This is a genomic window from Algicola sagamiensis DSM 14643 (assembly GCF_000374485.1).
In the GTDB taxonomy this organism is placed as follows: Bacteria; Pseudomonadota; Gammaproteobacteria; order Enterobacterales; family Alteromonadaceae; genus Algicola; species Algicola sagamiensis.
Genome location: NZ_KB894492.1, coordinates 70,433 through 97,237, shown reverse-complemented (window position 1 = coordinate 97,237; position 26,805 = coordinate 70,433). Strand labels below are relative to the sequence as shown.

General features: G+C 43.2%; 25 protein-coding genes. 11 read left to right on the top strand and 14 right to left on the bottom strand.

Annotation, left to right across the window (positions count from 1 at the left end; genetic code table 11):
• Positions 1-15 precede the first annotated feature (15 nt).
• Genes C505_RS21345 through lptM form a run of 5 tightly spaced genes read right to left on the bottom strand, consistent with a single transcriptional unit; the run spans position 16 to position 3,772 of the window.
• On the bottom strand, positions 16-753 hold the full coding sequence (locus C505_RS21345) for an HAD-IA family hydrolase (RefSeq protein WP_018691292.1): 738 nt from the start codon (positions 751-753) through the stop codon (positions 16-18).
• Between the two features lie 15 nt (positions 754-768).
• Positions 769-1,440, bottom strand: coding sequence for a DUF484 family protein (locus C505_RS0103960; RefSeq protein ID WP_018691291.1), 672 nt, complete (start codon positions 1,438-1,440; stop codon positions 769-771).
• Complete coding sequence (gene dapF / locus C505_RS0103955; protein WP_026317724.1) at positions 1,437-2,267, bottom strand: diaminopimelate epimerase; 831 nt, start codon at positions 2,265-2,267, stop codon at positions 1,437-1,439. Before dapF ends, C505_RS0103960 begins: the two co-directional genes overlap by 4 nt.
• A gap of 60 nt (positions 2,268-2,327) precedes the next feature.
• Positions 2,328-3,578: a diaminopimelate decarboxylase gene (gene lysA / locus C505_RS0103950; protein ID WP_018691289.1), complete on the bottom strand. Its 1,251-nt coding sequence runs from the start codon at positions 3,576-3,578 to the stop codon at positions 2,328-2,330.
• Between the two features lie 5 nt (positions 3,579-3,583).
• Entirely contained in the window at positions 3,584-3,772 is a 189-nt protein-coding gene (lptM, locus tag C505_RS0103945) for an LPS translocon maturation chaperone LptM (RefSeq protein ID WP_018691288.1), read from the bottom strand.
• Between the two features lie 192 nt (positions 3,773-3,964).
• Between lptM and cyaY the strand changes: the two genes are divergently transcribed.
• The 7 genes from cyaY to C505_RS0103910 all read left to right on the top strand — a co-directional run bounded on the left by cyaY (position 3,965) and on the right by C505_RS0103910 (position 9,691).
• Positions 3,965-4,285, top strand: a complete 321-nt coding sequence (gene cyaY, locus C505_RS0103940; protein ID WP_018691287.1) for an iron donor protein CyaY — start codon at positions 3,965-3,967, stop codon at positions 4,283-4,285.
• Positions 4,285-4,947, top strand: a complete 663-nt coding sequence (locus C505_RS0103935) for an alpha/beta hydrolase (RefSeq protein WP_018691286.1) — start codon at positions 4,285-4,287, stop codon at positions 4,945-4,947. The genes cyaY and C505_RS0103935 overlap by 1 nt, the downstream gene beginning before the upstream one ends.
• Before the next feature lie 31 nt (positions 4,948-4,978).
• Positions 4,979-5,521, top strand: coding sequence for a DUF2914 domain-containing protein (locus C505_RS23445; RefSeq protein ID WP_018691285.1), 543 nt, complete (start codon positions 4,979-4,981; stop codon positions 5,519-5,521).
• Positions 5,522-6,448, top strand: a complete 927-nt coding sequence (gene hemC, locus C505_RS0103925) for a hydroxymethylbilane synthase (RefSeq protein ID WP_018691284.1) — start codon at positions 5,522-5,524, stop codon at positions 6,446-6,448.
• Between the two features lie 137 nt (positions 6,449-6,585).
• Positions 6,586-7,344, top strand: coding sequence for a uroporphyrinogen-III synthase (locus tag C505_RS0103920; RefSeq protein WP_169336997.1), 759 nt, complete (start codon positions 6,586-6,588; stop codon positions 7,342-7,344).
• An 8-nt stretch (positions 7,345-7,352) separates the two neighbouring features.
• Complete coding sequence (locus tag C505_RS0103915; protein ID WP_018691282.1) at positions 7,353-8,570, top strand: uroporphyrinogen-III C-methyltransferase; 1,218 nt, start codon at positions 7,353-7,355, stop codon at positions 8,568-8,570.
• Complete coding sequence (locus C505_RS0103910; RefSeq protein ID WP_018691281.1) at positions 8,567-9,691, top strand: heme biosynthesis HemY N-terminal domain-containing protein; 1,125 nt, start codon at positions 8,567-8,569, stop codon at positions 9,689-9,691. Before C505_RS0103915 ends, C505_RS0103910 begins: the two co-directional genes overlap by 4 nt.
• 4 nt (positions 9,692-9,695) lie before the next feature.
• Here C505_RS0103910 and C505_RS21335 read toward each other — a convergent pair whose 3' ends face one another.
• The 5 genes from C505_RS21335 to C505_RS23440 all read right to left on the bottom strand — a co-directional run bounded on the left by C505_RS21335 (position 9,696) and on the right by C505_RS23440 (position 15,001).
• Positions 9,696-10,601, bottom strand: coding sequence for a DMT family transporter (locus C505_RS21335; RefSeq protein ID WP_018691280.1), 906 nt, complete (start codon positions 10,599-10,601; stop codon positions 9,696-9,698).
• The gene (locus C505_RS0103900) at positions 10,589-11,665 is read right to left on the bottom strand and encodes a hypothetical protein (protein ID WP_018691279.1); all 1,077 of its coding nucleotides are present in this window, start codon (positions 11,663-11,665) and stop codon (positions 10,589-10,591) included. Before C505_RS0103900 ends, C505_RS21335 begins: the two co-directional genes overlap by 13 nt.
• A 141-nt stretch (positions 11,666-11,806) precedes the next feature.
• The gene (locus C505_RS0103895; RefSeq protein ID WP_211215048.1) at positions 11,807-12,415 is read right to left on the bottom strand and encodes a GNAT family N-acetyltransferase; all 609 of its coding nucleotides are present in this window, start codon (positions 12,413-12,415) and stop codon (positions 11,807-11,809) included.
• Positions 12,415-13,416 (bottom strand): serine/threonine dehydratase, encoded by a 1,002-nt coding sequence (locus tag C505_RS0103890; protein WP_018691277.1) that lies wholly within the window; start codon positions 13,414-13,416, stop codon positions 12,415-12,417. The genes C505_RS0103895 and C505_RS0103890 overlap by 1 nt, the downstream gene beginning before the upstream one ends.
• Before the next feature lie 142 nt (positions 13,417-13,558).
• Positions 13,559-15,001 carry an outer membrane protein transport protein gene (locus tag C505_RS23440; RefSeq protein ID WP_018691276.1) on the bottom strand — a complete coding sequence of 481 codons (1,443 nt, stop codon included), beginning with the start codon at positions 14,999-15,001 and terminating at the stop codon, positions 13,559-13,561.
• 398 nt (positions 15,002-15,399) lie between these two features.
• Here C505_RS23440 and C505_RS23435 point away from each other — a divergent pair, with 398 nt between their 5' ends.
• A complete protein-coding gene (locus C505_RS23435) occupies positions 15,400-17,016 on the top strand; it encodes a sensor histidine kinase (protein WP_018691275.1) in 1,617 nt (538 codons plus the stop codon).
• A complete protein-coding gene (locus tag C505_RS0103875; protein WP_018691274.1) occupies positions 17,013-19,331 on the top strand; it encodes a bifunctional diguanylate cyclase/phosphodiesterase in 2,319 nt (772 codons plus the stop codon). Before C505_RS23435 ends, C505_RS0103875 begins: the two co-directional genes overlap by 4 nt.
• A gap of 37 nt (positions 19,332-19,368) precedes the next feature.
• Here C505_RS0103875 and C505_RS0103870 read toward each other — a convergent pair whose 3' ends face one another.
• The 3 genes from C505_RS0103870 to C505_RS0103860 form a co-directional block, all read right to left on the bottom strand.
• Positions 19,369-20,790 carry a peptide MFS transporter gene (locus tag C505_RS0103870; RefSeq protein ID WP_018691273.1) on the bottom strand — a complete coding sequence of 474 codons (1,422 nt, stop codon included), beginning with the start codon at positions 20,788-20,790 and terminating at the stop codon, positions 19,369-19,371.
• Between the two features lie 141 nt (positions 20,791-20,931).
• The gene (gene rtcA, locus C505_RS0103865; protein WP_018691272.1) at positions 20,932-21,966 is read right to left on the bottom strand and encodes an RNA 3'-terminal phosphate cyclase; all 1,035 of its coding nucleotides are present in this window, start codon (positions 21,964-21,966) and stop codon (positions 20,932-20,934) included.
• A gap of 4 nt (positions 21,967-21,970) precedes the next feature.
• Positions 21,971-23,191, bottom strand: coding sequence for an RtcB family protein (locus C505_RS0103860; RefSeq protein ID WP_018691271.1), 1,221 nt, complete (start codon positions 23,189-23,191; stop codon positions 21,971-21,973).
• Positions 23,192-23,381: 190 nt separating this feature from the next.
• Between C505_RS0103860 and rtcR the strand changes: the two genes are divergently transcribed.
• Together rtcR and C505_RS0103850 are read left to right on the top strand one after the other, a co-directional pair.
• Positions 23,382-24,977: an RNA repair transcriptional activator RtcR gene (gene rtcR / locus C505_RS0103855; RefSeq protein WP_018691270.1), complete on the top strand. Its 1,596-nt coding sequence runs from the start codon at positions 23,382-23,384 to the stop codon at positions 24,975-24,977.
• A 98-nt stretch (positions 24,978-25,075) separates the two neighbouring features.
• The gene (locus tag C505_RS0103850) at positions 25,076-25,465 is read left to right on the top strand and encodes a hypothetical protein (RefSeq protein ID WP_018691269.1); all 390 of its coding nucleotides are present in this window, start codon (positions 25,076-25,078) and stop codon (positions 25,463-25,465) included.
• A gap of 19 nt (positions 25,466-25,484) precedes the next feature.
• Here the strand turns inward: C505_RS0103850 and C505_RS0103845 are convergent, their stop codons facing one another.
• Positions 25,485-26,726, bottom strand: coding sequence for an MFS transporter (locus C505_RS0103845; protein ID WP_169336996.1), 1,242 nt, complete (start codon positions 26,724-26,726; stop codon positions 25,485-25,487).
• Positions 26,727-26,805: the final 79 nt, after the last annotated feature.

Below are 26,805 nucleotides of genomic sequence, written 5' to 3'. Positions count from 1 at the left end.
AATGCGGCTAGTATATCAGAGAACACCCTTCAAAGAAGAACCAAGCGCAAGCAGTTCAGACAATTTTGTGATCTCAAGATGGGGCAGGGCGGCTTGATTTGATAAACGTGAACGCTGTGGATTCAACCAACAGCCGATAGCACCGCTCGCATTCGCAGCACCAACATCAGAATATAGGCTATCCCCTACATGCAAAATTGCATCTGCAGGTACCCCACAAGATTCCGCTGCAAGATGAAGGAGATCGGGAGCGGGTTTCATGTTCACTTCATTCAAAGTCGGACTCAATGATGACTCGAAGAATTCACCAAGCCCAATGGCTTTAATATCTGCATTCCCATTCGTCACCGCAATCAAACGATAATGCGCCTTTAACTGATTGAGCGTATCAAGATGAGCAGTGGGGATGTCAATTTGATTTCTAGCCGCTAAAAATACATCAAATGAAGCTTTGGACAACGCTTGCGCTTCTTCAACAGGAATGCCAAGTTTCTTGAGCTTCTCGGTTGTCGCAATCAGCCGCAACTGACTGACATCTTGACAAAGCATCTGATTTTCTTTGGCAAAATCAAACCGTTGAGCAATCCAGCTATCACGATCGTCATTTTGAAGACGAGGAACTTTACGCTGTAAGAAAGCAAGTTGTGCTGACTCTGCATTCAGGATCACAGGCACATTGTCATACAATGTGTCATCCAGATCGAAACTAATGACTTGTAACCGACAAAGGTCGAATCGCTTATAGAGCCGCATAAGGCTTATCCAAACTCATTTTCTTTTTTCCATCATCAATGTGATCAAGTTGACGATGGATTCCAAAAATAAAGTATCCATATCCGGCTGAAAATGTTCATCTTCTGGGCTTGCAAAGGCGACAACACCCATCGGATGATTTTGCTCTCCAATCAATGCCAAAGCTACTGAGCCGACTTCTGCATTTTCACCAAAAAGAAGGTTTTGTTCTGCTTTAGTGATACGACCGAGGTAGAAACGTTTTGGTTGAAGGCGATGACAAAACATTTCTTGAAATCGCTCCTTCGTCAAACATGAGACAACCTGCTCACAATGAAACGATCGAATCGACACATGGGAAAGCCCCAATCGATCTCTGAGAATTTGTTCAAACAGCAATGTCACATCATCCAGCTGCGTTGCCTGAAGAGAAAGTTCAAAGATCTCACTTAAGGCGTGGAAAATCCGTTCATTTTGTCTGGCAATCTGCATCAATTGCTGAATATCCTGTTGCAACTGCTGAATTTTCTGACGTTGCATCTGTTGGCGAAACTCTAATAAAGACAGAGCGCCAGATTCTTGATGTGGGATCGCCAACTGATCCATCAACTCTGTATGACGTGAAAAAAAGTCCGGGTTATGTTTTAGATAAGCAGCAACAGCTTGCTCATCAATCACATCCAATTGCTGTGGATCAGATTGCCTCATAGTGAAATTTGTCCATCATATACATGGGTTGCAGGACCAGTCATTTTGACTGGATGATTTGGCCCTTTCCACCGAATGGTTAATTTTCCACCGGGTAGTTCAACATCCACCTGACGGCCTAATTTTTTCTGAAGGTGGCCAATGACCACTGCGGCACAAGCACCACTACCACATGCCAATGTTTCACCAGCGCCTCGCTCAAATACGCGCAATTTGATATGTTGCGGTGAAACAATCTGCATAAATCCGATATTTGCTTTTTCTGGAAATCGCTCGTGGGACTCCAGTAGCGGACCAAGCGCCTCAACAGGTGCAGTTTCAATATCATCCACGGTTAAAACACAATGTGGATTTCCCATAGAAGCAACACCGCATAATACTGTATGTTCTTCTGCACGAAGAATATAAGTACCTTCAGCTTTGTTTGCTCGAAACGGGATCTTATTGGGTGCCAACTCTGGGATCCCCATGTTGACTGTCACGAGGCCGTCTTTTTCAGTATAGAGTGTAATGTTTCCCTTTTGGGTGCTCACACGGATTTTTGATTTATTTGTCAGTCCTTTTAAACGAACAAAGCGCGCAAAACAACGCGCGCCATTGCCACATTGCTGTACTTCGCTTCCATCTGCATTAAAAATACGATAGTGAAAATCCAAATCGGGATCATAAGGTGGCTCAACAACGAGTAACTGATCAAATCCTACCCCAAAGTTTCGATCCGAAAGCTTTCTAATTTGTTCTTTGGACAGAAAAATATTTTGCGTGACATTATCAACCACAACAAAATCATTCCCCAACCCATGCATTTTCGAAAAGTTTAGATACATGTATCTCTATGTCCCCAGATGCCGACTCAACGTCGGCAGACCCCAAAAAATCGACTGTTGTTATTCCGGTAAAACCGACTCGCCTTGCCACAATTGTTCGTGGGTTTCCCGCTCCCGAATTAAATGAATCTGAGCATCATCAACCATCACTTCAGCAGCACGACCACGAGAATTATAATTCGAACTCATGGTAAACCCATACGCTCCAGCCGTTCTGACTGCGAGCAAGTCACCTTCGCAAATCGACAATTCACGTTCTTTTCCAAGAAAGTCCCCGGTTTCACAGACTGGCCCAACGATATCGAACAAGGCTTTTGGCTGATCGGTTTTCTTTACTTCAACAATATTTTGCCAAGCCTGATATAGAGAAGGACGAAGTAAGTCATTCATTGCGGCATCAACAATTGCAAAGTTCTTTCCTTCATGGGGTTTGATAAATTCCACCTGTGTCAGCAAAATCCCCGCATTTGCCATAATTGCGCGGCCCGGCTCAAAAATCAGTTCCATCTCAGGATAATTCTGCATTTTTTGCACGATCGCGGCAGAATATTCTCTTGGATGTGGTGGCGTCTCATCTTGATAAGTCACGCCCAAACCACCGCCAACATCAACGTGTTGGAATGTTATCCCGGTTGCCATCAATTCTGAGACAAGTGCCATCACGCGTTCAAGCGCATCCAAAAAGGGTTGAATTTCTGTCAATTGAGAACCAATGTGACAATCAATTCCATGAATATCCAATAGCTCAGACTGTTGTGCATATTGATACATCTGCTTTGCAAGCGGAATAGACACACCAAACTTGTTGTCCTTCATGCCAGTAGAAATATACGGGTGTGTTTTTGGGTTGATATCTGGGTTTACACGTATAGAAATCGGTGCATGCTGGTTTCTATCTTTGCAAACCTTTTCAATCCGATAGAGTTCTGGTTCAGACTCAACATTAAAGCACTTGATCCCTGCATCTAACGCTGCGTGGATCTCTGGTTCCGTTTTGCCCACACCTGAGAAGACGACTTTCTTTGGGTCACCACCAGCCTTAAGTACACGAGCAAGTTCCCCACCAGAAACAATATCGAATCCAGCACCGAGTCGTGCAAGCACATTGAGCACAGCAAGATTACTGTTCGCTTTGACCGCATAACAAATTAAATGCGGATGTTGCCCTAGAGCATCCGTATAAGCACGGTAGTGACGCTCGATGGTTGCTCTGGAATAAACATAAGTCGGTGTCCCATAAATTTGGGCAATCTGTGCTGCCGATACAGACTCAGCAAACAGCTGATCGTTTTGGTATTGAAAATGATCCATAGGTATTACTCCGACGACGGTGATTCTTCTTGCTGTTCAGCTTGTTTGTTTTGCGGCTTCGCGGGCTTCGATGCCACAGATTCTTGTTTTTTCTGAATATCTGTATGGTATTCAGGTAATTGTAGTGGACCAGTCTGACCACATCCTGTTAAGAGAAAGAATAAACTTGCTAACGCAAACCCGAGAAGTTTCATAGTGTACAACCGTCAGAGAATAAATTAGCCTAACTATTCATTGCTTCGCGATGAAATGCAATAGCCAATCCCCTCGAATTCAAAATATAATACGAATAAACAATCACGGACGCTTTCTGATACCATTCGGATAAAGAAATTGTCCTTTCAATTCTTCGCCTATTCAGAATCAAGTTGAGGAGTTCACAGAAAATGAATGATACCGAATACCACCAGCTCGCAGAAAAAACTTTATTGGCGATCGAAGAAGCCGTTGAAGCCTTGGATATCGATCTGGACTATGAAACAACTGATGGTATGTTGGAAGTGATTTTTCAAAATGACACGCGCATCATTATCAATAAACAAGCACCAATTCACCAAATTTGGGTAGCAACAAAATTTAATGGTCACCATTTTGACTGGAAAGATAGTCAGTGGATTGATAATCGCTCAGGGATGGAACTCTGGGATTTATTAGATGATGCTGCCAGCAAACAATCAGGCCAAACTGTACAACTGGGGCGTGCCTGATGCTAAATTGCCTAGAAACACCGAAACAAGGACCTGCCAAGAAGCTTATCGTCTGGATGCATGGCCTTGGAGACTCAGCACAAGGGTTTTATCCCGTTGCTGAAGCATTACAACTTCCGAAATCTCTAGGCGCACATTTTGTGTTCCCCAATGCGCCAGAACGACCCGTCACGATTAATCAAGGCATGATCATGCAATCTTGGTATGACATTCCTTCATTTAATGCCGATGAGCGCGCTAACATCAGTGATGTGAAGGACTCCTGTACAAAAATCCACCAAATGTTGGATGAACTCATAGAACGAGAAGATCTCCAATCCAACGATGTGATCTTGGCCGGATTTTCTCAAGGCGCAGTGATGGCGCTTTACAGTGGGCTAAGATATCCCAAACCATTAGGTGGTATTCTCGCATTGTCGGGCTACCTGGCTGATCCTGCATCTTTTGTACAGGAAATTCACCCAGCGAACCAAAAAATATCAATCCAAATGATGCATGGCACCCAAGATCCGGTCGTTCCTTATACACTTGGGCAGGATGCATTTCAAAAATTATCAGCCTTAAGTCCTGACATCCTATGGAAAAAGTATGAAATGGGCCACGAATTGTGTGTAAATCAGATAAAAGATATCGCACTATGGCTACAGAGTAAGTTAAAATAATGTCACAAATAACTATATTAAGCGTTAACACATGACCGCAGTAACTTTCAACTCAAAAGCAAGCAATTCTTTTATCAAAACATTTGGCCTAATCTCTTGCCTGACTGTCAGTATGGCAGCTTTTGCAGACGATTCTGTCGCCTCTAAAAATACAACTAAAGAGCCAGATACAAAAACTCAAGTATCAACAAAAGTCTCTCATGCAGCCGATATAGTGACAAAGACTGATGTGATACCTGCTGTTGCTCGCTCTGTATTGACGACAAATATTCACGCCCGCGAGCCTGTTGATGATTTGGGCCATACAGTCGAAGCTGATCAAGGGAAAGAAGAAAAGCTGTACCTATTTACAGATATTCGCCAAATGAAAGGCGAAACTGTGCGACATATCTGGTATTTTAAAGGCCATCCAAAGGCACATGTAAAATTTTATATTGGTGGAGATCGTTGGAGAGTTTACTCCAGTAAACGTCTGACAAAAACATGGCTTGGAGACTGGCATGTCGATGTTGTAGACAGCACAGGTAACGTCCTCCATCAGCATAAATTTTCTTATCAAAAAGCAAATGGTTAAATGAACAGACAAGTCCGTATTGCAACACGAAAAAGTGCGCTTGCCCTCTGGCAAGCTGAATATGTCAAAGCCCGATTAGAGCAAAACTTTCCTGAACTGGAAGTCGTGCTTGTGCCGATGACCACGAAAGGAGATCGGATATTGGACACACCGCTTGCGAAAGTTGGTGGAAAAGGCTTATTCGTCAAAGAACTTGAAGTTGCAATGTTGGAAGACCGTGCTGATATCGCTGTTCATTCGATGAAAGATGTCCCGGTTGAATTCCCTGAGGGTCTTGAACTCTATACGATTTGTGAGCGAGAAGAACCCAGGGATGCTTTTGTTTCAAACCAATATGACAACATCAATGCGCTCCCTGAAGGTGCAGTTGTCGGAACATCCAGTTTACGCCGTCAATGCCAATTACGCGCACTTAGGCCGGATCTCATTGTCAACGATCTGCGCGGTAACGTGAATACACGTCTCGTCAAGCTCGATAATGGTGATTATGACGCAATTATTCTTGCCGCTGCTGGCTTAATCCGCCTTGAAATGCCAGAGCGTATTCGTACACTCATTTCTATTGAACAATCACTACCAGCAAATGGCCAAGGCGCTGTTGGCATCGAGTGCCGCGTTGATGATGCATGGGTGAAGTCATTGCTAGACACATTAGAACACCCGGAAACACGCCTTCGTGTTGATGCAGAACGAGCGATGAATACAGCTCTACAAGGTGGCTGCCAGGTCCCGATTGGTGCTTATGCAGAGCTCCAAGACGATCAGATCACCCTCAAGGGTCTTGTTGGGTCACCAGATGGAAAAACCATCATTTATGATCAAATACAAGGTGCTTCCTCTGAGGCAAAGCAACTTGGGCAAGCATTGGCGGATAAGCTTGTTTCTCAAGGCGCTGGAGATATTTTAAAAGCTGTATATCAATCATAGGTTTGTTCTCGCTGGCTCAATCATCCGTTGGGCTGGCAGACCTTCATATCACACTTCCAATCAACAGAAATTAATGCTTTGTCACTGTTCCTCCTTCGCTTACAATGCATGTAAAGCGTATTTCTGAGAGTAATTCTTTGCAGAAAACAATCTATGCTCTTATCTTAAGACCAGAACCGAAAGGAACTGAATTAGCAACCCTTTGCCAAGAAAGTGGTTTCACGTCTGTCGTCTACCCACTCATTGAATATGCCGAAGGACGCGACTTTGGTACTTTCGATTTACAACACCATTCTCATTATCAAGGTGCTTTTTTCGTCAGTGAAGCCGCTGTTCAATATTTTGTGAAGTCGCTTACAAATCCAGAGCAACAACTTGAACAGTTTCAGCAGCTCATCGCTGTTGGTCCCTCTACAGCAAATGCGCTTTCTGATTTTACCAAAAAGCCAGTCAAATACCCGAGCAAACACGCTGATAGCGAAGGGGTGCTTTCCCTCATTGATTTAACGGATGTAAAAGGACAGAATTGGTTCATTATCAGCGGTCAATCTGGGCGAACCTTAGTCGCTGAGACACTGAAAGGCGCTGGTGCAAATGTCACAACTTGCGCTGTTTACCACCGTCAACTTGTTGAGTTACAAGACACAAACAAGTACGACCAGTGGAAAAACGCTGGAATAAACTGTATCGTAATCACCAGTGGAGAAATGCTCCAACACCTATTTCAATCTGCGCCATCTCATATGCAGAAGTGGCTGATTTCCTGTCAATGGGTGGTAATCAGCGCTCGATTGCTTACAATTGCTAAAGATTTAGGGGTGCCTGAGTCACAGATTGAGCTCGCAGAAGGTGCATCAAATCGCGCATTGATACACAGTATAAAACGTTTAACTTGAGAATCATCATGTCTGATCACGAAAAGGATACGCCGCAAGGCGACGCCGTTCCAAACGAAGTTCAAGAAAACAAACCCGCAACTGAGACGGAAACGCTCCCAAAAACAACGTCCTCTCCTCAACCAGCCTCAGAGCCAGTCACTCACATTTCCGAACAACCAAAATCTGGGCGTGGTATTGCAGCAATTGCTTTAGGACTCGCGATCATCTCAGTGGCATCAGCTGGATTTGTCTGGTGGCAGCAACAACAGCAGCAAATCCATTATGAAGGGGTCATCCAGCAGCAAAAGCAACAGATCTCCGGATTGGAAAAATCAATTCAGCAATCTTTGGATCAACAAATTCAATCCCATGTCGATGCCCAATCCAAACCGATCCAACAACAAGTCGCAAAACTTGATCATTTACTCCAGCAAGAAATCAAGCAACTAAAAGAAGGCTACCAGCTATTGTCAGGTAGACGCAGCAGTGACTGGATATTGGCAGAAGCACAGTACCTGGTGAAGCTCGCAAGCAGAAAGCTCTATCTTGAGCAAGATTTTGATACAGCGAAAACATTGTTGATCAATGCAGATGATCGGCTCGGTGGCCTCCGTGAGGAAAGTATCACTGAGTTACGTACAGCACTCCACCAGGATATTGCTCGTTTAAAAGAGTTACCGGTTGTTGATACCGTTGGTATTCACGCTGAGCTTTCTGGGTTATTGGTTCGTGTGGATGGCTTAACACTCCGCCAGCGATATCTACCAAAATCCGAGGAAGTGAAGGGGTTACAACTGAGCGAAAATGTTGATGATGTTTGGCAAAACCTCTCTTCATCTTTCCAAACATTCTTAGATGATTTCGTTAAAATCCGGCGTGTCGACCAAGGTCAACTGCCTGTCGTCTCACCAGAACAATCTTGGTTTATCAAATCCCAGATCAAAATGGCACTCATCGAAGCGCAACAAGCCGCTTTACTCAAAGAACCAAAAGCTTATGCTGCCTCACTGAATCAAGTCGCGACATGGGTTGAAGCATACTTTGAACCAAAAGCTGAGCAAGTACAGTCCATGCTCGGTGAAGTACAAACTCTGGCAAAACGCCCAGTGAAAACAACACTTCCTGCCCAGATTGAAAGTGAAGCACTGATTGATGATGCGGTCACACGCCGCACCCAAGGCCGACTTACACTCGGTGAAATGAAGCAAGCGGGTGACATACAGCAAGAGGATACCATTCAATGAAAAAGATCCTCATTTTATTCTTGTTCCTGGTTGCCATGCTTGGCGGCAGCCACTTGATTGAACAAAAAGGATATGTCGTAATCTCTGCAGGGGATTTCATGCTGGAAACGACCTTAATGAATATCGCCATATTCCTGCTTGCATTGTGTTTCGTGTGGGTTGTCTTGAAATGGGTGTTCTGTCTGTTTTTCTCTGGTGTGGCCATGCCATTTCGCTGGTTACGTCAAAGCCATTCCCCTGATGCCTTAAGTGAAAAAGCGATTCTCGCATACTTGAATGGCACGCCTGATAAAGCACTCGAACACCTGAAAAAATTACGCGCTCCACAATCCGATCAACAATGGCTTCTTGCAGACTTGCTTTCAAAGGCAGAAATCATCGATGACTCCATTCAGTTGTTAGAAAAACTAGATGCTAAAACGATAGAACAAGCAATCTTCATTGCGAATTGTTACCTCAGGCTAGATCGCCCCGAAAAAGCACTGACAACACTCAAACCTTGGCGGAAGAAAAATCAGGTTCAATTGATCCAAACTTATGTACGCGCTTTATATTCTCAACGAGACTGGGGGCAATTGTATACTCAACTTCCTCGTCTTGAAAAGTACAACGCTTGGAATGATGACCTTCGCGCTTTATTCATTTGTTCCCTCCAAGAACAATTGAAAGAGCAAAAGGGTAGGGATGATCTCCGTCATTTTTGGCAACAACTTTCAGGTAAGCTGAGAAGACATACATGGGCACAACAAGTATTTATCCGATACCTATTTGAAAACGCAGAGGTAGAGCTCGGCAGCCAGATGTTGGCGGAATACTTCAACCTCAATCAGCTACAGATTTGGCATGAGTTTTTGAAGCACTATTCTTTGTCGAATGCCAACGTATTTTTGAAGCAAATCCAACAGGCTTTAAAAAAAGACGAGAACAATACACAGCTATTAAGCGCACTTGGTCATGTCGCCTATCATGCAAAGGAATATGATTTATCACAAAAGGCGTTACAAAAAACTGTGAAGCTCGCACCGGATGCGGATGATTTCCAACGCTTAGCCGATGCATGTGCGGCAAATAACGATCAGCATTCTGCGATTCGATTTTATCAAGATGCCAATGCGTCTTAATTCCCTAATGTTTAGCCAAGGATTCCTCTTGGCTTTCTTCTCTTTCAGTTAAATAATGCAAAGAAGCTACAGCAATTAAAATCATCCCACATCCAATGACTTGTATCATCTCCATTGATTCATTCAGTAAGGTGAACGCGCCCAACATCGCAAAGACTGGGATTAAATTCAGCATAGCGCCAGCTAAATACACCTTGATGTGTTTCAGCGCAAAGAGATAGAAATAGAACGCAAGATAGTACTGTAACACGCCAGAGACCAAGACAATGGTCAACTCTTGTATAGACAAGGAAACAAATGTTGCCATTGGTACAAAGCAAATCACCGTTGCCACCCATGCAACCGTCAACTGGCCTGTGAGTAAAATAGAAGGAGAGTATTTACACACATATTTAGAAGATAAAACGACATACAAGGCGGCAAAGAAAACCCCCAGTAAAATCAAACTATAACCCAGTAGCTGACTCTGTCTGCCTTGATGAAGATCAGGCCAAGAAATCGCAATCACACCGACAAGCGTGATCAGCATCAGTCCACTGATCCATAGCGGTTTATTCATTGACTGTTTGAGAAGAAGGACCGAAAGCGCCAAAATCATCATCGACTCAGTGGAAATCAAGACAGACGCAATCCCCGCAGAAATAAACATTAGGCCGTAAAGAGAAATGCCATAGGCAAGAAATGGTTCAAACAAACCTAAACAAAAGGGGACCCGAGTCTCTTTTGTCCAGCGGACCTTTTCTTTCTTTACCCAACACGCTATCCAGGCAACAGACAACGCTGCACTTAATTGCATCAGAAACAATTGATTGGAATGGATCTGCGCCAATGATGATTTGCTCATTAAGAGCGCACAAGCCCAACATAAGGCGGCTAAGAATGCAAAAAACACCCCAGTTAAGAGTGGCATGATTTTTCCTCTTTCATCGTCTCCAACGGCCCTTCATTTGGTCGTCTTGGAAAAAATGGGTTGTGATACAACGCTTCTTCTTCAATCGGCATTCCGATAAACTCACCGTAGTAGACATGATCTGGAGTAAATTCCTCTAAGGAGATATAAAACAACACATTCCAGTCAAATTGAATCGGATCTTGAACGTTTTTTGTAAGAAGCACTTTCGCGTGTTTGGTGATCTGTGACGGGATCAGGACATCCGTATGATAATACCCAGAATAATAGGCGCTTTGCTGAACGTTACCATGGAATGGACACCCAAACCGGTCTTTTGGCGTTTCTGAGTGCCATGTCGTCGAGTGCTTCTTTGGATGAGCTGTGCCTCCTGCACCTATCGATTGGATGCTGAGCTTTTTAATCATCATCAAACCATCATAGATTTCCTTAAAAAGCCCTTTCATCAAGCCGCATTGTAAATAATGACCTGGTGCATTCACAGAAAACAGAATGCCTCCGGGAACGCGTCGGTCATGGTTATGTGTCAGGTGCGCACCTGTATAAAACACATTAATTCCACCTTTATAAACATGGAATTGTCCGGATTGATGCAGCAATGGCACTGCTTCAGTGTAAATCATATCGCATTGAATCGGCAGCGCTTCTGGGTAAATTAATGCGGCAAATTGTTGCTGAATACTGACAAGGGCTGAAGAGGGCTTGGCAAAGGCGAGTTTCTCATGAATGAAGTAGATTAAGTGTGCGCTGACTTCACCTTTGAGCGCTCTATCTTTAAAGCACCTTCGCTCCTTTTGGAGATACTCGAATAATTGGAATACATCGCCCTCCAGTTGCTTCACATCAACGATTGTCAGGTGATAGTCGAGTTTTTTGAGTTGTTTACTGGCTAGTTTTCCAAACACGCAGGGCTGAAAACGACTCGCCCAAGCTCTCAAGCTTTCCTCAACTCCTTCTGGATAAGGTATGGAGAACAAACTTTGATGTGCTTGATCAATATCTTCCCCAAATGAGTAATCAGGTGGGAATTGAGGAAGTTGCTCTATCATGTCGTTTAGCGTCATGTTGCATATCCTTTTACGCATTTATTTTTGATCCGACGGCAACCGATTGCTCCTGTGAACAAAAATAGATAGTCCTTTATTGTGTTAGCATAGTTTAACGCTGAATTTGATTCACCGAAGGCGTGAAATCTCTTTTTTTACTCATTCTTTTTTCCAGTTTTGATTGATCAATGAAGTTAAAATATGGTCTTGCCATTGGCCCTGAATCAACAAATAGTCCTTCGCAATCCCCTCTTGAACAAAGCCTAAATTTTCAAGTAATTTGGCGCTTCGATGGTTCTCAGCAAGATAATTTGCCATGATGCGATGCAAATGGAGTACATCAAACGCATATTCGATCACATGACGGCAAGTATCGTGCATCAAACCACGGCCAACCATTGCCTGATCCAGTGCATAACCTAGGTGACAGGCTTGAAAGTGGCCGCGAACAATATTTGAAAGGGTGCATTGCCCATGAATAGCGCCTTTTTTCATATCAATGAGATAAAACGAATACTGCCTGCCAAAGCGCATTTCTTTTTGTTGGTGTTGCAAACGGGCCAGAGCAGAGGCTTCTTGGAAAAACGTATCCTCTCTGTGTGGTTCCCAAGGTGACAAATGGGTTTTATTACGGACATAAAAGTCATTCAGCATCCCTGCATGTACCTCATCCGCAGGACATGTTTGCAATTGTAAATCTGCAATATTCGATAACTGAATCATTTCGTTTTTTGGCTGCGCCTGCGTTTGGTATTGATAAGAAATCATCATTCACTCAGTCTAGGGACTTCAGCCAGGTGATCGTCCTGCCATATTTTCAGCATTGTCTCCGAAGCAATGTTCCCACCAGTGATAACCACCATAACTCGCTGTGGTGTTGACTGAGCTTTGAGATAAACCAGCACGCCAGACATTGACATCGCACTTGTTGGTTCTACATGTACTTTTAATAAATGCTGAAGCCATTGTGTCCAGTAGCAGATATCATCTTCCGGGACTTCATAAAAACCATCAAGCTGTTGAATCTGAGGGAATGTCAGATCACCTACAGATAAAGTCTTCACGCCATCCGCAATTGTATTGGGCGTGTCTTTTAAGTGGACAATACGGCCGAGTCGAATCGATTGGGCTGCATCGTTTGCTTGAACCGGTTCAGCGCCCATCACCTTCGTCTCTGGTGAAAGTGCCTTTGTGGCCACGTAACAGCCAGAAATTAAACCACCGCCTCCACATGGTGCAAATACTGCATCAATCGGTTGATTGATTTCATCAAAGACTTCCAACATGCAGGTACCTTGACCCGCAATCACATCTCTGTGGTTGTAGGGCGGAATCATCAAAATATCTGATGTTTCAGCAGCTTCTGCGACGCGCTCTTGCGCTTCCAGCCTTGTCTCGCATTCGATCACCGTCGCCCCATAACTTCTCGTCGCATTCTTCTTGACGGAAGAGGCCGCTTTATCCATATACACATCAGCCGGAATACGCAAGCGATCACAAGCCCAAGCGATTGCCTGCGCATGATTGCCAGAGCTAACCGTGATGATTTTCTTTGGTGGTTCTTGGGACTCAAGATAGGACTGTATTGCATTCATCGCACCTCGTGCTTTAAATGCACCGACATGTTGCAAACATTCCATCTTGAACAATATTTCATGACCTAACCAATGATTCAGTCGGCTCGAAGTCATGATCGGGGTTTTCTTGATATGCTGCTCAATCCGTCGTTTGGCTGAAACAACATCACGAAAATTAATCGATAACTGCATACAAACGTCCTTATAAAATCAGACTGGGCGTTATCTTATGCATGATGCTGCTGGTTGTCTATCGTACCGATATAAAAAGAAAGGAGGGAATAGTCCCTCCTTTTGTAGATATGTATTGACTGATAACAGTCTCTTACACAATTTAGAAGCGATAGTTGAATGATGCAGCGAAGATATGCGCATCACCTTCTGCTGTGCCTTCAAAAGTACTAAACGCACTGCTCTTGGTTTGTTTGATTTTCTCTTTATCACCATCAACAAAGGTATAACCAACATCAACACTCATATCTGGATCAATTTGATAAGTACCACCAAAAGAGTACCAAGTCCGATCAGAGTCAGGGATTGAAAGGTTACGATATTTATCGTCTACAGGAGACTTATCGAGTGCAACACCAGTTCTTAGCGTGATATCAGAATTTAGTTGGTGTGTCAGGCCAATCGAATAACGCCATGCATCTTTCCACTTGTTCTCTTGAAGCAGCTGACGACCATTCCCTCTTGCTCCTTTGGACTTGTCATTGTAGACCATGGTCAATTTGTCGAACTCTGACCAATTTGTCCAAACTGCACTTGCAGACCACGCCCAGCTTTGAGTCACCTCATGATAAGCTGAGAATTCAGCCATTGCTGGTAATGTAATATCGAGCGAGCCAGTGCCTTGTAGATTCGGCAGCTCAGATTTTGCTTCACCTTTCAAGGTGAAATCAACATCACTGCGATAGCTCGCACCAAGGCGAAGCGCTTCCGTTGTTTGATAAATCAGGCCAATATTCCAGCCTAGGGAAATATCATCTCCTTTTACGCTCAGCATATTTGCATTTTTATCAAGAAGCTTTGTAAGCGAAGAATTTCCTAATGCAGCGCCTGCCTTTTGATTGAATTTCAGGCACCCGATCAAATCAACATTTTTACTGCGCGCTTTACAGTTTCCAATATAGTTTTTAAGAATCTGACCTTTTTGACCAGCATACCAAGGTGATGTGACCTGAAACTCACCTTCAAGTTGAACGATATTTAATCCGCCACCAATACTGAATTCTGGTGTCACCTTATAGCTGATGTTTGGGCTTAAGTTGATTGACTTAATGTCCGCTTCATCAGCTAAATCACTGGCGTTAAAGTTTGAGTCATAGCTGGTCGCCAAACCATAGTAAGTATTTGCAGCGAAACCAACTGCAATTTTATCACTCACTGGGTGGATGATATAAAAATTCGGAACAATCTGATCAGGGGCGATATCATTTGCATTCGCATTATATTCCAGCTGCTCAATCGCGATAGGGATCCCGTATTTCGAATTTGCTCCTTGAAGTAAACCTAACACTTCTTTTCTCGTTAATGTGGAAGTTCCACGAACTTCTACTTCTGGGTTCACATAGCTTAAACCACCAGATATAACTGTACGGTCAAAGACAGACATTGCTGCTGAGTTTCTTGCAAGTACTGATGCATTATCTGCAACAGCCGCTTCCCCTGCAAAAGCACGCCCTAAACCAGCTGCTCCATGCTCGTTTGCTTGGAATCCCGCTGACATCGCGCCCGTCGAAAGGAGCGCCAATGAGATACAACTTAATTTTTTCATAAGACTTCTTATTCAGTATTTTTGACAAGTACTAGACATGCTCATTTGTGGAAAATGTCCGTTATTCATAAATAATCGACATGCCTTATTTTCACGCTCGATTATAATGCGAGCAACTTGGATCACAATGTTATTCGTCCCTTTGCATCACTATTTGAACAAATATCAGACGAAAAACTGAGAAAACAAATATCCATTAACATTTTAAATACAAAAAAACCTCATTCTTACCCAAATTTTGAGGCTGGGGATACCACAAACACACCTGGGTATCGCATATAAATTCATTTTTATTGCTAATTTTTACTAGAAATGAGCTTCATCAGAGTCGAAAATTTAAGAATTTTATCGAGAGCATCTATATTTTATAGGAGGCAATTAGAAAGGCTGAATGATCGGTGCTGTACCTTCACTCATATCAACTTGAGCAACCAGACCCAACCCTACTGGATGATTGTTTTGGTTATATGGTTGTGGCTGATGATAAAGATGTGCTTTATTGCAACGATCTATTTTTGAAAGCAGTCCATGTTGAGAAGCCCGCAACTGAGATAAAACAGCTGACTGATCTTGGCGATGGTTTTGTAGAAAACTGGACCCGTTTAAAGCAACTCCATGTTATGCCTTTTGATGCCTCTGAACTCAACACAGCCTTACTATTCACGATTGCCATGAACGAGTCACAGTTTTTGGTCATCGCTCAACCTTACCACCTGATGGACAATGTATCCCAAGATTGGATTGAGTTTGATTTTGGGGAAAGCAACCTCACACAGGACTTTTATCTTGCTTTCGAAAACATGCCGCTTGGTATCATGGTGACTGAACAAAATGGAAATATTTCATTTTATAACCGCTATCTGAAAGAGCACCTTGGTATCCCCATTGAAGAAGTGCAATATAATATTTCTGAATGGATGAAGCGGTTATTTCCTGACTTGTATTATCGGGATGAAACCTATGCTCTACTTCAACAACAGTTGATGACTTGGCATAAAGCCCCCTTACATTTCAATCCTGTTCATCGTGAAATACAACACCCTAATGGCGAAAAGCTGGTGATTGAAATGCGCTACCTGGAAGCGGGTACCTCCGCTGTCTGGGCCATTGATGATGTGACTCAACGCGTTAAACAGCAACACGCATTAGAAGAATCAAAGTGTGCAGCAGAATCAGCACTTCATCAGCTACAGGTGACTCAAAACGAGCTTCTAGCAGCAGAAAAGCTGGCATCACTTGGTAGCGTCGTTGCGGGAATAGCCCATGAACTCAAAACCCCCATTGGCAACTCTCGCACAATTGCCTCTCATATTGCAGAGAAAGTGAGACAAATGAGTCATGCCATTGACAATAATCAGCTCAGACGCTCTGACCTCAATCAATTTATTCAAGATATGAATCAATCCTACGAACTACTTTCTGGAGCACTTGATCGTGCTTCTGATATGGTCAACAGCTTCAACCAATCTGCAGCTGACCAGGTCTCAGGAAATCGGCGTCCATTCAATCTAGATCGTTTCTTTGAAGAATTAATGATGATTCAAAAACCTTGTTTGAAACAACAGGGCGTGAGAACAGAAATTCATTGCCCTCAAGGGCTGACTTTCGACAGTTTCCCTGGGCCACTTCATCAGGTATTTACGAATTTGATGGACAATTCGGCAAAGCATGCATTTACAAACATGGAGCAAGGCTGCATTACTATTGATGTAGAAGATAAAGATAACACTGTCTTAATTCATTTTCAGGACAATGGGGCAGGGATCCCACAGGAATTCAGAGATAAGGTTTTTGAACCATTCTTTACCACAAAATCAGGTAAAGGAGGCTCTGGGCTAGGAATGCATATTATTCAAAATATATTACGCGAATCTCTCGGCGGCACAATTCAGCTGTGTCCATCTGAGATTGGTGTCCACTTTGAACTCTCAATACCAAAACGCGCACCTGAAGACATAGCTCACTATGAAATATCGAGTGCGTATAAGGTCAAAGATAAGGAGAGTGATGTATGACGATGGGTCAACCTCCAACAGATCCCCCTGAAGATGATCTCATGATCTTCGCTGAGGAGTCAGATGAGCCAGCAGAGGAAGAATCTTCCAAAGAAGAGCCTTGGCGGATCTTGATGGTTGATGATGAGCCACAAATTCATCAGGCAACCAATTTAGTCATGCAAGGGTTTTCTTTTGCTGGCCGCTCACTTGAAATGGTGAGCTGTTATAGTGCCCAAGAAGCGCTCGATCATCTAAAAAATGATCGTAACTTCGCATGTATGCTGATAGATGTCGTCATGGAAACGGACGATGCCGGACTCAGACTGGTTCAATCCATTCGTGAAGATCTGAAAATTACAGACTCGCGAATTATTTTGAGAACAGGCCAGCCGGGACATGCCCCAGAAGAGCAGGTCATTAAAAATTACGAAATCGATGATTATCGTGATAAGACTGAACTCACGAAAGCAAAACTGATGGCATCCATCACGACCGCATTACGTTCATACTCACATATCACAACCATTGAAACGTCTCGTAAGGGGCTGAACAAGATCATTAAAGCCTCATCTGAGCTGGTTCGTTACCACGATGTCACGCAATATGTACATGCTTTAATCCGTGAACTATGCGATTTACTCGGTGCAGAGCACCCCATGATCAGTTTATTCCGTCTCAGTAATAATGATATGACCATCGATGAGGAGCGCTCACAAAATGAGGCTGCATTAACACAAATGGATTATGCCCATAGCTGGATTTATCGATTAGCGAAGAATAATGGTGGTAGAAACAACGAAGAGGTTCAATACGACAAAGATACAGATTCACAACGACATGAAAATATCATGCATGCCATGAAAACAAAGAAAAATGTCTATGATGATAATCATCTTGTCTTAGCGGTTGAATGTAATCCGCAAGAATTATTGCTCATACATTGCTACATCTCCAGGCATTTGTCTGACATCGAACAAGCTCTGTTGGATATTTTCTGTGCGAATGTTTCTTCAAGTTTTGCCAATACATTGATGTTTGAAGAAATGGAACATATGGCATTCACCGACTCATTAACGAATTTGGCAACACGTCAAAAGTTAATTGAATATCTACGCGAGCGTAGCCAAAGCCATCGTGCATTGATTGTGGCTGATATTGATAGTTTTCATAAAATTAATTCCGGGTTAGGGTATGAAGTCGGCAACCAGATCCTGATGCTAGCGAAGGAGAAAATTTCAGAGTACTTCAAAGGACACGGTATTATTGCTCGTTTATCTGCGGATACTTTTGCGATAGTGATGCCTTACAGCAAAGCTGAAGAACTGGAGGCGTTTTTACTGGCAGCCTGCAAAGACTGTTTAATCGAGCTGAATGATATGGATCACCATGTCACCGTGGGCTTCTCATTTGGTGCTGTTTTCCTTTCAACCATTCCTCACGCAGAGCAAGCCATCAATGAAGCACAAATGGCCTGTAAGGTTTCCAAAGAAAAAGGAAAACGTCAATTTTACATTAGTCAGGAAGAACAGAGTTGTAAGATTGCCCAACACCTACAAGTGATCCATGAATTAAGTGTGACACTCAAAGAAGATCCAGACGAAATACAAATGCACTACCAGCCACAGTTTAATTCGAAAACAGGCGAGTTCTTTGGAATGGAATGCTTAGTCCGTTGGTGCGCGTCTGATGGGACAGTACTGCACTTCCCGGATGAGTTCATTGGCGCTGCTGAGGATTCTGGTCTTATCATCGAGTTGGGCCAGCATATCTTTAAAGAAACATTCCTATATGCGAAAGAGCTTCAATCACATGGTATAGACAAGGTGATGCTCGCCATTAATGTTTCTGTTCAACAAATACAACATGGGGACTTCTTAAAGGATCTACAGCACCTGATTGATGAAACCGGCGTCGATCCAAAATGGATTGAGTTGGAAATCACAGAATCATTGCTGATGGAAAACTTTGATTATACCTTAGAGATATTCAATAAGTTGAAAAGCATGGGCTTTATGATTGCCATTGATGACTTTGGGACAGGTTATTCGTCTCTGAGTTATATCCAGAGCATTCCAATGGATCGCATGAAAATTGATAAAGCGTTTATTGAAAAAATAGCCTCTGATCCTGGTGCACTCAGTATCGCAACAATGATCGTCCATCTAGGGCAGGATCTAGGCGTGCATGTCCTTGCAGAAGGGGTTGAAACCGAAGAGCAAAAAGAGTTGTTGAGCAAGCTCCACTGTTATGAACATCAAGGCTATCTATATTCAAAGCCACTGAAATCCAATGATGCTTTAAAATTTTTAAAAACAAATCATTATCCGCATTGAAAAGGGGAAAACCCTTCCCCTTTTCAAGCAAACCATATTATCGACTTGCAGACGTCTCAAGTTCTTCTTCGATGATTTCTTCTTCCGTATGATGCTCACCTTCTGCACCATGCATCCAGTCAACAAGCTTATCGGAAATGAAGTAAAGAACAACGGCAATCAAGATACCTGAGATACCAAAACCAGCGAAAATGGAAAGTGCATTTTCAACTTGCTCTTCGCCTTCACCGATAAAGCTACCGATGAAACCTGCAAGGAAGTTAGCAGCTGCTGTACAAAGGAACCAAGCTCCCATGAGCAATGAAGCAAAACGTAGTGGTGCTAACTTCGAAACCATAGAAAGACCAATTGGAGACAAGCAAAGCTCACCTAAGGTATGGAATAAATAAGCCATGATAAGATACATCATGCTGACTTTCACCGTTGTATCCCCACCCTGTGCCATTGTTGCACCAACCATGACTAAGAAACCTAACGCTAAGAAAATCATTGCCAAAGCAAATTTGATGGGGGAGGTTGGTTCTTTTGTATCTAATCGGATCCAGAATGACGCTACCATAGGTGCGAAGATAATAATAAATAACGCGTTCACGGACTGGAACCAAGAAGCAGGAATTTCAAAACCAAACAACATTCTGTCTGTAAAATCTTGCGCATAAATATTGAATAGACCACCAGCTTGTTCAAAACCAGCCCAGAAGATGATAGAGAAAATACTCATGATCAGGATCACTTTTGTTCGATCTTTCTCTTCTTTGGTCAGCGGACGAGATGAAGCTGTTTCTTCTCCAGCAACTTTTCGTTTTGCTGCTGGCTCTTTACCAATATCACCCAGGTATTTTTCTGCAAGCGCGATTTGCATTGCCAAGCTACATAACATCCCCACACCTGCGATGATAAAGCCATATTGCCAATCAATCGTTTCAGCAACATAACCAACAATTAGCGGTGACATAAATGCACCTAAATTAATCCCCATGTAGAAGATCGTAAATGCACCATCACGACGATGATCGCCTTCACCATACAGATCACCAACCATCGTTGAGATATTTGGTTTAAAGAAACCATTACCAGCAATCAATAAAATCAATCCTAAGAAGAATACTTGTTCTTCCATACCTGGTATATATGCTTTTGGTAAACCTAAGGTAAACTGGCCTGCGGCCATCAAAATACCACCAATGATGATACTTTTCCGTTGTCCTAAAAAGTTATCAGCTAACCAACCACCAATGAGTGGTGTGAGGTAGACTGACATTGTGAAATATGCATAAAGTTGAAGAGCTTCCGGCTTTGTCCAACCAAAGCCCCCTTTATCAACTGCTGCGATGAGGTAAAGCGTGAGGATGGCGCGCATACCGTAGTAGCTAAATCGCTCCCACATCTCCGTGCCAAATAAGAGGAAAAGTCCCTTGGGATGCCCCATGAACTCCCCTGGATTGTGCGTTCGACCCATAATTATTCTCATTTCAGTTCTATTTATGTAAACCTTTCTTTTTTACCGTCTTGCTCAAAACATGGCAAGCAAAACTTGGTGGGACGACCGAAAATCCGGACTAACGCACTCTTTTTCAGTCTTATTCTTTTTCTTAATAAACTATGGCATGTAGCTGATCCTGTAACAGCTATCTTGTAGGTCGGCTATCCGAAATCGACTGCCAATAAACAAGGCGATTGTTTCAATATTTGTTTGGGTGTGTAGGGTTACAGAATTTGTCGTATATGTACCATCGCCTGCAAGTGCAAGATATATAAGCAATTGATCTGCAAGATAAGGATCAATGGTTGCCCCACTTTTCAGCAGGTGCTGATATCGGTTTGCCACTTCATCTGCGACCTTTTCTGCCGACTTTTTCACTTTCCCAGTATTTTCGATCATGATCTGATGCGTATCACTTTTACTGAGTAAGTGCAGTGTATTCCCAGGGCCTTTTGCTTGAACATGCTCAATTTCTGTCACAAGTGACAATGGTGTCATCTCTCTCTGCAAACGCTCCAACTCCCGCGTTGCGATTTTGCGAGGTAACGACTTTTCAATCAGGGAGCGCCCTTCCCATGTATGCCAGATTGGTTTTTCGGTTAAGTGAATTGGCTTGAACGTTTGAATTGGCCAAATACGTAGTGTCCATTTTCCACCGCCAACAGGATAAAACCCGACTTGATCACGCTCAATACCATATTCCACTCCCATTTTGGCTAACATGGGAAAGAAAGCGGACTCCAAAAAATCCAGTGAAGGTGACATTCCATTATGGGTCCCTCCTTCAAAAGTCACAGAAGAAGGTCCCTCAGCACTCAACAAGGCCGGCAGGATTGTCTGACAAACCAACGACGTGCTTCCTGCACTGCCGATGGAAAAGTGAAAATCGCCATTCTGTATCTCATTTGGCTCAAACCAAAACTCTTGACTCCCAAGTTCCGCTCCCCGAACGTCAGCGTCACAAACCGTTGCGGCTGCCAACACTGACGTCAAGTGTTGCCGCATAAGCCCAGGCTTTGGACGTTTCCCACGGATATTGTAGAGATGGATGGGCTGGCCCTTGATCATGGAAAGCGCCAAAGCAGTCCGTAATATTTGACCACCTCCTTCACCATGTGAACCATCAATATCGATATAGTCTTTCTGTTCCATCAACTTACCCTTTTACACAAACAATTTGTTTTAATGTGTGGACAACTTCGATTAAATCGCTTTGTGCCGCGATCACCTTATCAATATCCTTATAGGCTTGCGGGATCTCATCAATGACATCTTTGTCCTTTCGGCATTCAACACCTTGTGTCGCAGCGACCTGATCTTCAACTGTAAATGCCTTTTTTGCTTTCGTCCGTGACATCACACGACCAGCACCATGTGAACAGCTACAGAATGAATCTGCATTGCCTTTCCCTCGCACAATATAACTTCTTGCGCCCATCGACCCCGGGATGATCCCAAGTTCTCCTTTCTTCGCACTCACTGCTCCTTTGCGGGTTAAGATCACATCTTCCCCGAAGTGATGCTCTCTGCTGATGTAATTATGATGACAATTGACCGCCATCTCATCGACCGTAAAGGGAATGCCCAGCGTATCCCGCATCGCGAACAATGCATTTTGCATCATGATTTCTCGGTTCATACGTGCATAATTTTGCGCCCATTCAACCGCCTCAACATAGTCATCAAAGTAATCCGTTCCTTCAGAAAGGTATGCTAAGTCTTGATCAGGCAGCTGCCTATCCAAACGAGCCATGTCTTTCTTCGCTAACTCAATAAAGTAGTTACCAATCCGATTCCCGACACCACGAGACCCTGAGTGCAACATCAGCCATACATCTTGGTTTTCATCCAAACATAATTCCAAAAAGTGATTTCCTGTCCCCATTGTCCCTAGGTGCTTCACATGATTTGACTTTTCAATCAATGGGTGTTTCTCACAAATCGCTTTAAACTGAGGCTCCAACAACCCCCATTGTTTCCCGACTTGTTCAGGAATATCGTGCCAAGCGCCTTTATCTCTCGCACCTCTTTTCCCACCTGTTCGCCCATGGGGTACCGCTTTTTCAAATGCACAACGTAATCCGTATAGATGATCTGGAAGCTGAGTCGCCTTTAGAGATGTCTTGACCGCCTGCATACCACACCCAAGATCGACGCCCACCGCAGCAGGGATCACCGCACCAAGAGTCGGGATAACACTTCCGATTGTTGCGCCTTTCCCTAAGTGCACATCTGGCATCACAGCAACATGCTGGTGGATAAATGGCAGCGATGAAATATTCTTGAGTTGTTGTTGTGCAGCTGGGTCAAATGGTACATCGTTGACCCATGCTTTAATTGGCTTTCCGACATTCGTTTCTATTGTTGTGTACTGCATGAGACTTCTCCTTTCATACAATGGTTTGTTTCATTATTCATAAACATCGACATAGAAAATAACGTGCCAACCTTCCACAATATTGATAAAAATTATTTAATTATTGATTTTCAATCACTTTATTCTTTTGCACAAATGAGCAGTGCTACATATCATTTATATCAATTCTATAAATTATTATATCTTCTATATGAAAACTGTCTGTTATTCGCTTCTCGGTACCCAATTAGATTATGCAGGAAAATCAGAAAACCGCTGGCATAAATGGCGGCCGAACATTTCTTTATGTATGCAGGATGACCTGCTCATTAATGAGCTGGTATTGATATACCAAGAGCAAGATCGTGCTTTAGTGAAGCAGGTCTGTGAAGATATCCGCACCGTTTCACCCGATACACATGTAACTTTTCAAAAAATACCATTTGCAGACCCTTGGGACTTTGAAGAAGTGTATGCCAAGCTCCATCAATTTTTATCGACACAACAATTTTCAGAAACGAATGATTACTTTATCAATGTCACGACGGGCACCCATGTTGTTCAAATCTGCTGGTTTTTACTCACTGAAAGTCGCCACTTCCCAGGGCGCTTGATCCAAGTCTCACCAGGTAAGAATGATGAGCGGACGAAAGGGAGTTATCAGCTTATCGATTTAAATCTTGAAAAGTATGATCAAATCGCTGCACGCTTCAAAGCAGATGCATTAGAAGGAGAGGACTTTCTCAAAGACGGTATACAGACGCAGAACGCCCAGTTCAATGCCATGATCCGCCAGCTAGAAACTGTCGCAATACGAAGTACAGCACCAATCCTCCTGACCGGCCCCACTGGCGCAGGGAAATCACAACTGGCAAAGCGGATTTATGCGCTAAAAAAACAACGCGGTCATGTTCAAGGCCAATTTATCAATGTGAACTGTGCCACATTAAGAGGCGATCAAGCGATGTCAGCTTTATTCGGTCATGCGAAAGGTGCTTTCACAGGTGCACAACAATCAAGAGATGGTTTTTTGAAAGCAGCTGATGGCGGCATCCTATTTCTCGATGAAATTGGAGAACTTGGTTTAGATGAACAAGCCATGCTTTTACATGCAATAGAAGAAAAAAGTTTTTACCCAGTGGGAAGTGATACTATCCGCCAAAGTCGCTTTTTGCTTATTGCCGGAACAAACAAAGATCTCAGTCAGGCGGCTGAACAGCGTCAGTTTCGAGATGATCTACTTGCGAGGATCAATATTTGGACTTATCACCTGCCAAGCCTCAGTGAAAGAATCGAAGATATTGAACCGAATATCCGCTACGAATGCAAAAAATATACTGAACATCACGGCACACCGGTGCGTTTTAATGCAGAGGCATGGGAAAAATACGACGAGTTTGCCCGCTCTCCCAACACACCCTGGGTACATAACTTCAGAGATTTAAATGCCAGTATTTATAGAATGGCAACACTTGCGGGCCACCAACGGATCCGACTTGATATTGTTCAACAGGAAATCAAACGCTTACAAGAAAGCTGGAGACACCAAGGACATCAGACGCAACATAAACAGACGGATCTTTCCGATTTTATTGAGGATTCTCTTTTGGAGGAAATGGACTTGTTTGACCAAGGGCAACTGCGCTTTGTCATCGAACGTTGCCAGGCTCATCCGACAGCGGCTTCAGCTAGCCGGAACTTATTTCAATTCAGCCGTCTAAAGAAAAGCTCTTCGAATGATACAGCCCGACTCAAAAATTACCTCGCAAAATACAACTTAAGTTGGCAAAAAATAAAAAGAATATAGTTTTTACAAAGTTTTTTGCAACTTTTCCTTCGCGTTGGTTACTCCCTTTATTGGGACAAATTTTGCCCGTGGTAAAATCCGTGAAGAGGTTACACAACGTGAGATCTGATCAATGGCGTCGAATATTTTGGGTTTACTTAATCGGCTTTTTAGCTGTCCTTGGGGGCACATTTATCATTAGTGGAGTCGGTCCACTCGTTTACACGTCATTAGGATTAATTCTATTCGCCCTCATCCCGTTATATGGATACGCTTATCAACGAGCAATCGGTCCTCACTGGCTGGCTGTTGTCACATTTTGTATTTGTGCAATGGTCGCGGTCATCGAATTTAGCTGGTATAGCATTGAGCTCATGTTCTCAATGGGGCAACACTATTTCATCATTGCCCCACTAGGGATTTTCATTCACATTTTCATCTTATATCCACAGTATTGCTATGCATTCAATTGTTTACACCTCTGGGAAGAAAAGTGCCTGAATCACTGAATAAGAGATAGAGCAAGATCTATGGTTTGATGCCTTCCGCCTTCTCGCGATTGATCTGTAGTTTCATCCGTTGATGTCGCCATTGGATCAGAGTGAATAAAGGAGGAATACACAGCATCAAGACCATCGATAAATAAGAAAGCTCAGGCATGCCAACCATTTTTTCATCCGTTGATTTAGATAAAATCCAAGAAGACATGGCGGCACCTACTGCAACTGAGAAATGCTGCATGGCTGTATTAATTGCCATAAAACCGGAACGGTGGTCTGGTTGTGGGATCACGGAAGAGAATGTTTGCGCTGAAATCGATCGAATTGACATCAGCACCATTGTCGCAATAAACAGCATGAGTGGAGACCATAAGTCTGTGCGTGCATACCCAGAGTATACGGTGAAAGACAGTAGTATTGATGCAAAGGTTAGAATCGGTATCACGCTGAGCTTATCGATGAGCCATCCAGTTAAATTAATTGAGAATAAAGTCACAAGACCTGCCCAAAAGTACAACATACTGATCTCTTCTCTTGGAACATTCAACATCAATTGCATGTATGAAGAAATATGCGGGATCAAAAGGAAAGCAGCAAAGAACACCAGAAAATTCCCCATAAATGCTAATCGATAGACACAATTTTGAAAGGCCATTTGATAACCAAATCGAGGATTTTTTATCTGAGTTTTAATGTGTTGCCTCGCGTAATAACGTCCAACAATGAACGTAAGTACAGCTACAAATACCCCACAAGCACCAATCACAAAGAATGGGGTCGACCATGTATATCGTAGTGCCAATTCTAATCCAATGGGTACACCGACAATGGATGCAATAGAAAACATAGCCATCACAATTGCAAAGGCTCTCCCCCGGAAATACTCCGGCGTTGCATCTGTTAAGTAGGCAATTGCTATCGCAGACATGGGTCCACCGAATACACCTGCCAAGGCTCGAAAAAAGAGCAATGAGTTCACATTCCATGCAAAACCTGTTAACATCATCGCTACCGAAAAGCCAAGGACAAGGTAAAAAAGGAGTTCATGTTTGACAAATCGGTCAAGGATTGGCGCTGTCATTAATGAGGTAATACTTGAAGTTAAAGTAAAAATTCCGGCAACGATCCCGATCATTTCGATCGGCATATCGAGCGCATTTGAAAAGTCAGGCCCCATTGGCATGACCAAAACAAATGCAACCATATTGATAAAGTTGATCGCAGAAACGATTGCAATCACGGGTATGGCGGATTTCCATGTAGATGACATACTTACCTCACGACAGCGATATTTTTTAAAGAAGGCGTGTTTACGATTCTCGAAGTTCGAAGTTCGATGTGCGTGATCC

Bases quoted from the DNA above. Each gene is read 5' to 3' on its own strand.
- C505_RS23440 (WP_018691276.1), bottom strand. From the start codon at position 15,001: ATGAAAAAATTAAGTTGTATCTCATTGGCGCTCCTTTCGACGGGCGCG.
- C505_RS0103875 (WP_018691274.1), top strand. From the start codon at position 17,013: ATGACGATGGGTCAACCTCCAACAGATCCCCCTGAAGATGATCTCATG.
- C505_RS0103935 (WP_018691286.1), top strand. From the start codon at position 4,285: ATGCTAAATTGCCTAGAAACACCGAAACAAGGACCTGCCAAGAAGCTT.
- C505_RS0103960 (WP_018691291.1), bottom strand. From the start codon at position 1,440: ATGAGGCAATCTGATCCACAGCAATTGGATGTGATTGATGAGCAAGCT.
- lysA (WP_018691289.1), bottom strand. From the start codon at position 3,578: ATGGATCATTTTCAATACCAAAACGATCAGCTGTTTGCTGAGTCTGTA.
- C505_RS21335 (WP_018691280.1), bottom strand. From the start codon at position 10,601: ATGCCACTCTTAACTGGGGTGTTTTTTGCATTCTTAGCCGCCTTATGT.
- rtcR (WP_018691270.1), top strand. From the start codon at position 23,382: ATGAAAACTGTCTGTTATTCGCTTCTCGGTACCCAATTAGATTATGCA.
- lptM (WP_018691288.1), bottom strand. From the start codon at position 3,772: ATGAAACTTCTCGGGTTTGCGTTAGCAAGTTTATTCTTTCTCTTAACA.
- C505_RS0103910 (WP_018691281.1), top strand. From the start codon at position 8,567: ATGAAAAAGATCCTCATTTTATTCTTGTTCCTGGTTGCCATGCTTGGC.
- rtcA (WP_018691272.1), bottom strand. From the start codon at position 21,966: ATGGAACAGAAAGACTATATCGATATTGATGGTTCACATGGTGAAGGA.
- dapF (WP_026317724.1), bottom strand. From the start codon at position 2,267: ATGTATCTAAACTTTTCGAAAATGCATGGGTTGGGGAATGATTTTGTT.
- C505_RS0103845 (WP_169336996.1), bottom strand. From the start codon at position 26,726: ATGTCATCTACATGGAAATCCGCCATACCCGTGATTGCAATCGTTTCT.
- C505_RS23445 (WP_018691285.1), top strand. From the start codon at position 4,979: ATGACCGCAGTAACTTTCAACTCAAAAGCAAGCAATTCTTTTATCAAA.
- C505_RS0103860 (WP_018691271.1), bottom strand. From the start codon at position 23,191: ATGCAGTACACAACAATAGAAACGAATGTCGGAAAGCCAATTAAAGCA.
- C505_RS0103870 (WP_018691273.1), bottom strand. From the start codon at position 20,790: ATGGGTCGAACGCACAATCCAGGGGAGTTCATGGGGCATCCCAAGGGA.
- hemC (WP_018691284.1), top strand. From the start codon at position 5,522: ATGAACAGACAAGTCCGTATTGCAACACGAAAAAGTGCGCTTGCCCTC.
- C505_RS0103895 (WP_211215048.1), bottom strand. From the start codon at position 12,415: ATGATTTCTTATCAATACCAAACGCAGGCGCAGCCAAAAAACGAAATG.
- C505_RS0103915 (WP_018691282.1), top strand. From the start codon at position 7,353: ATGTCTGATCACGAAAAGGATACGCCGCAAGGCGACGCCGTTCCAAAC.
- C505_RS0103900 (WP_018691279.1), bottom strand. From the start codon at position 11,665: ATGACGCTAAACGACATGATAGAGCAACTTCCTCAATTCCCACCTGAT.
- cyaY (WP_018691287.1), top strand. From the start codon at position 3,965: ATGAATGATACCGAATACCACCAGCTCGCAGAAAAAACTTTATTGGCG.
- C505_RS21345 (WP_018691292.1), bottom strand. From the start codon at position 753: ATGCGGCTCTATAAGCGATTCGACCTTTGTCGGTTACAAGTCATTAGT.
- C505_RS0103890 (WP_018691277.1), bottom strand. From the start codon at position 13,416: ATGCAGTTATCGATTAATTTTCGTGATGTTGTTTCAGCCAAACGACGG.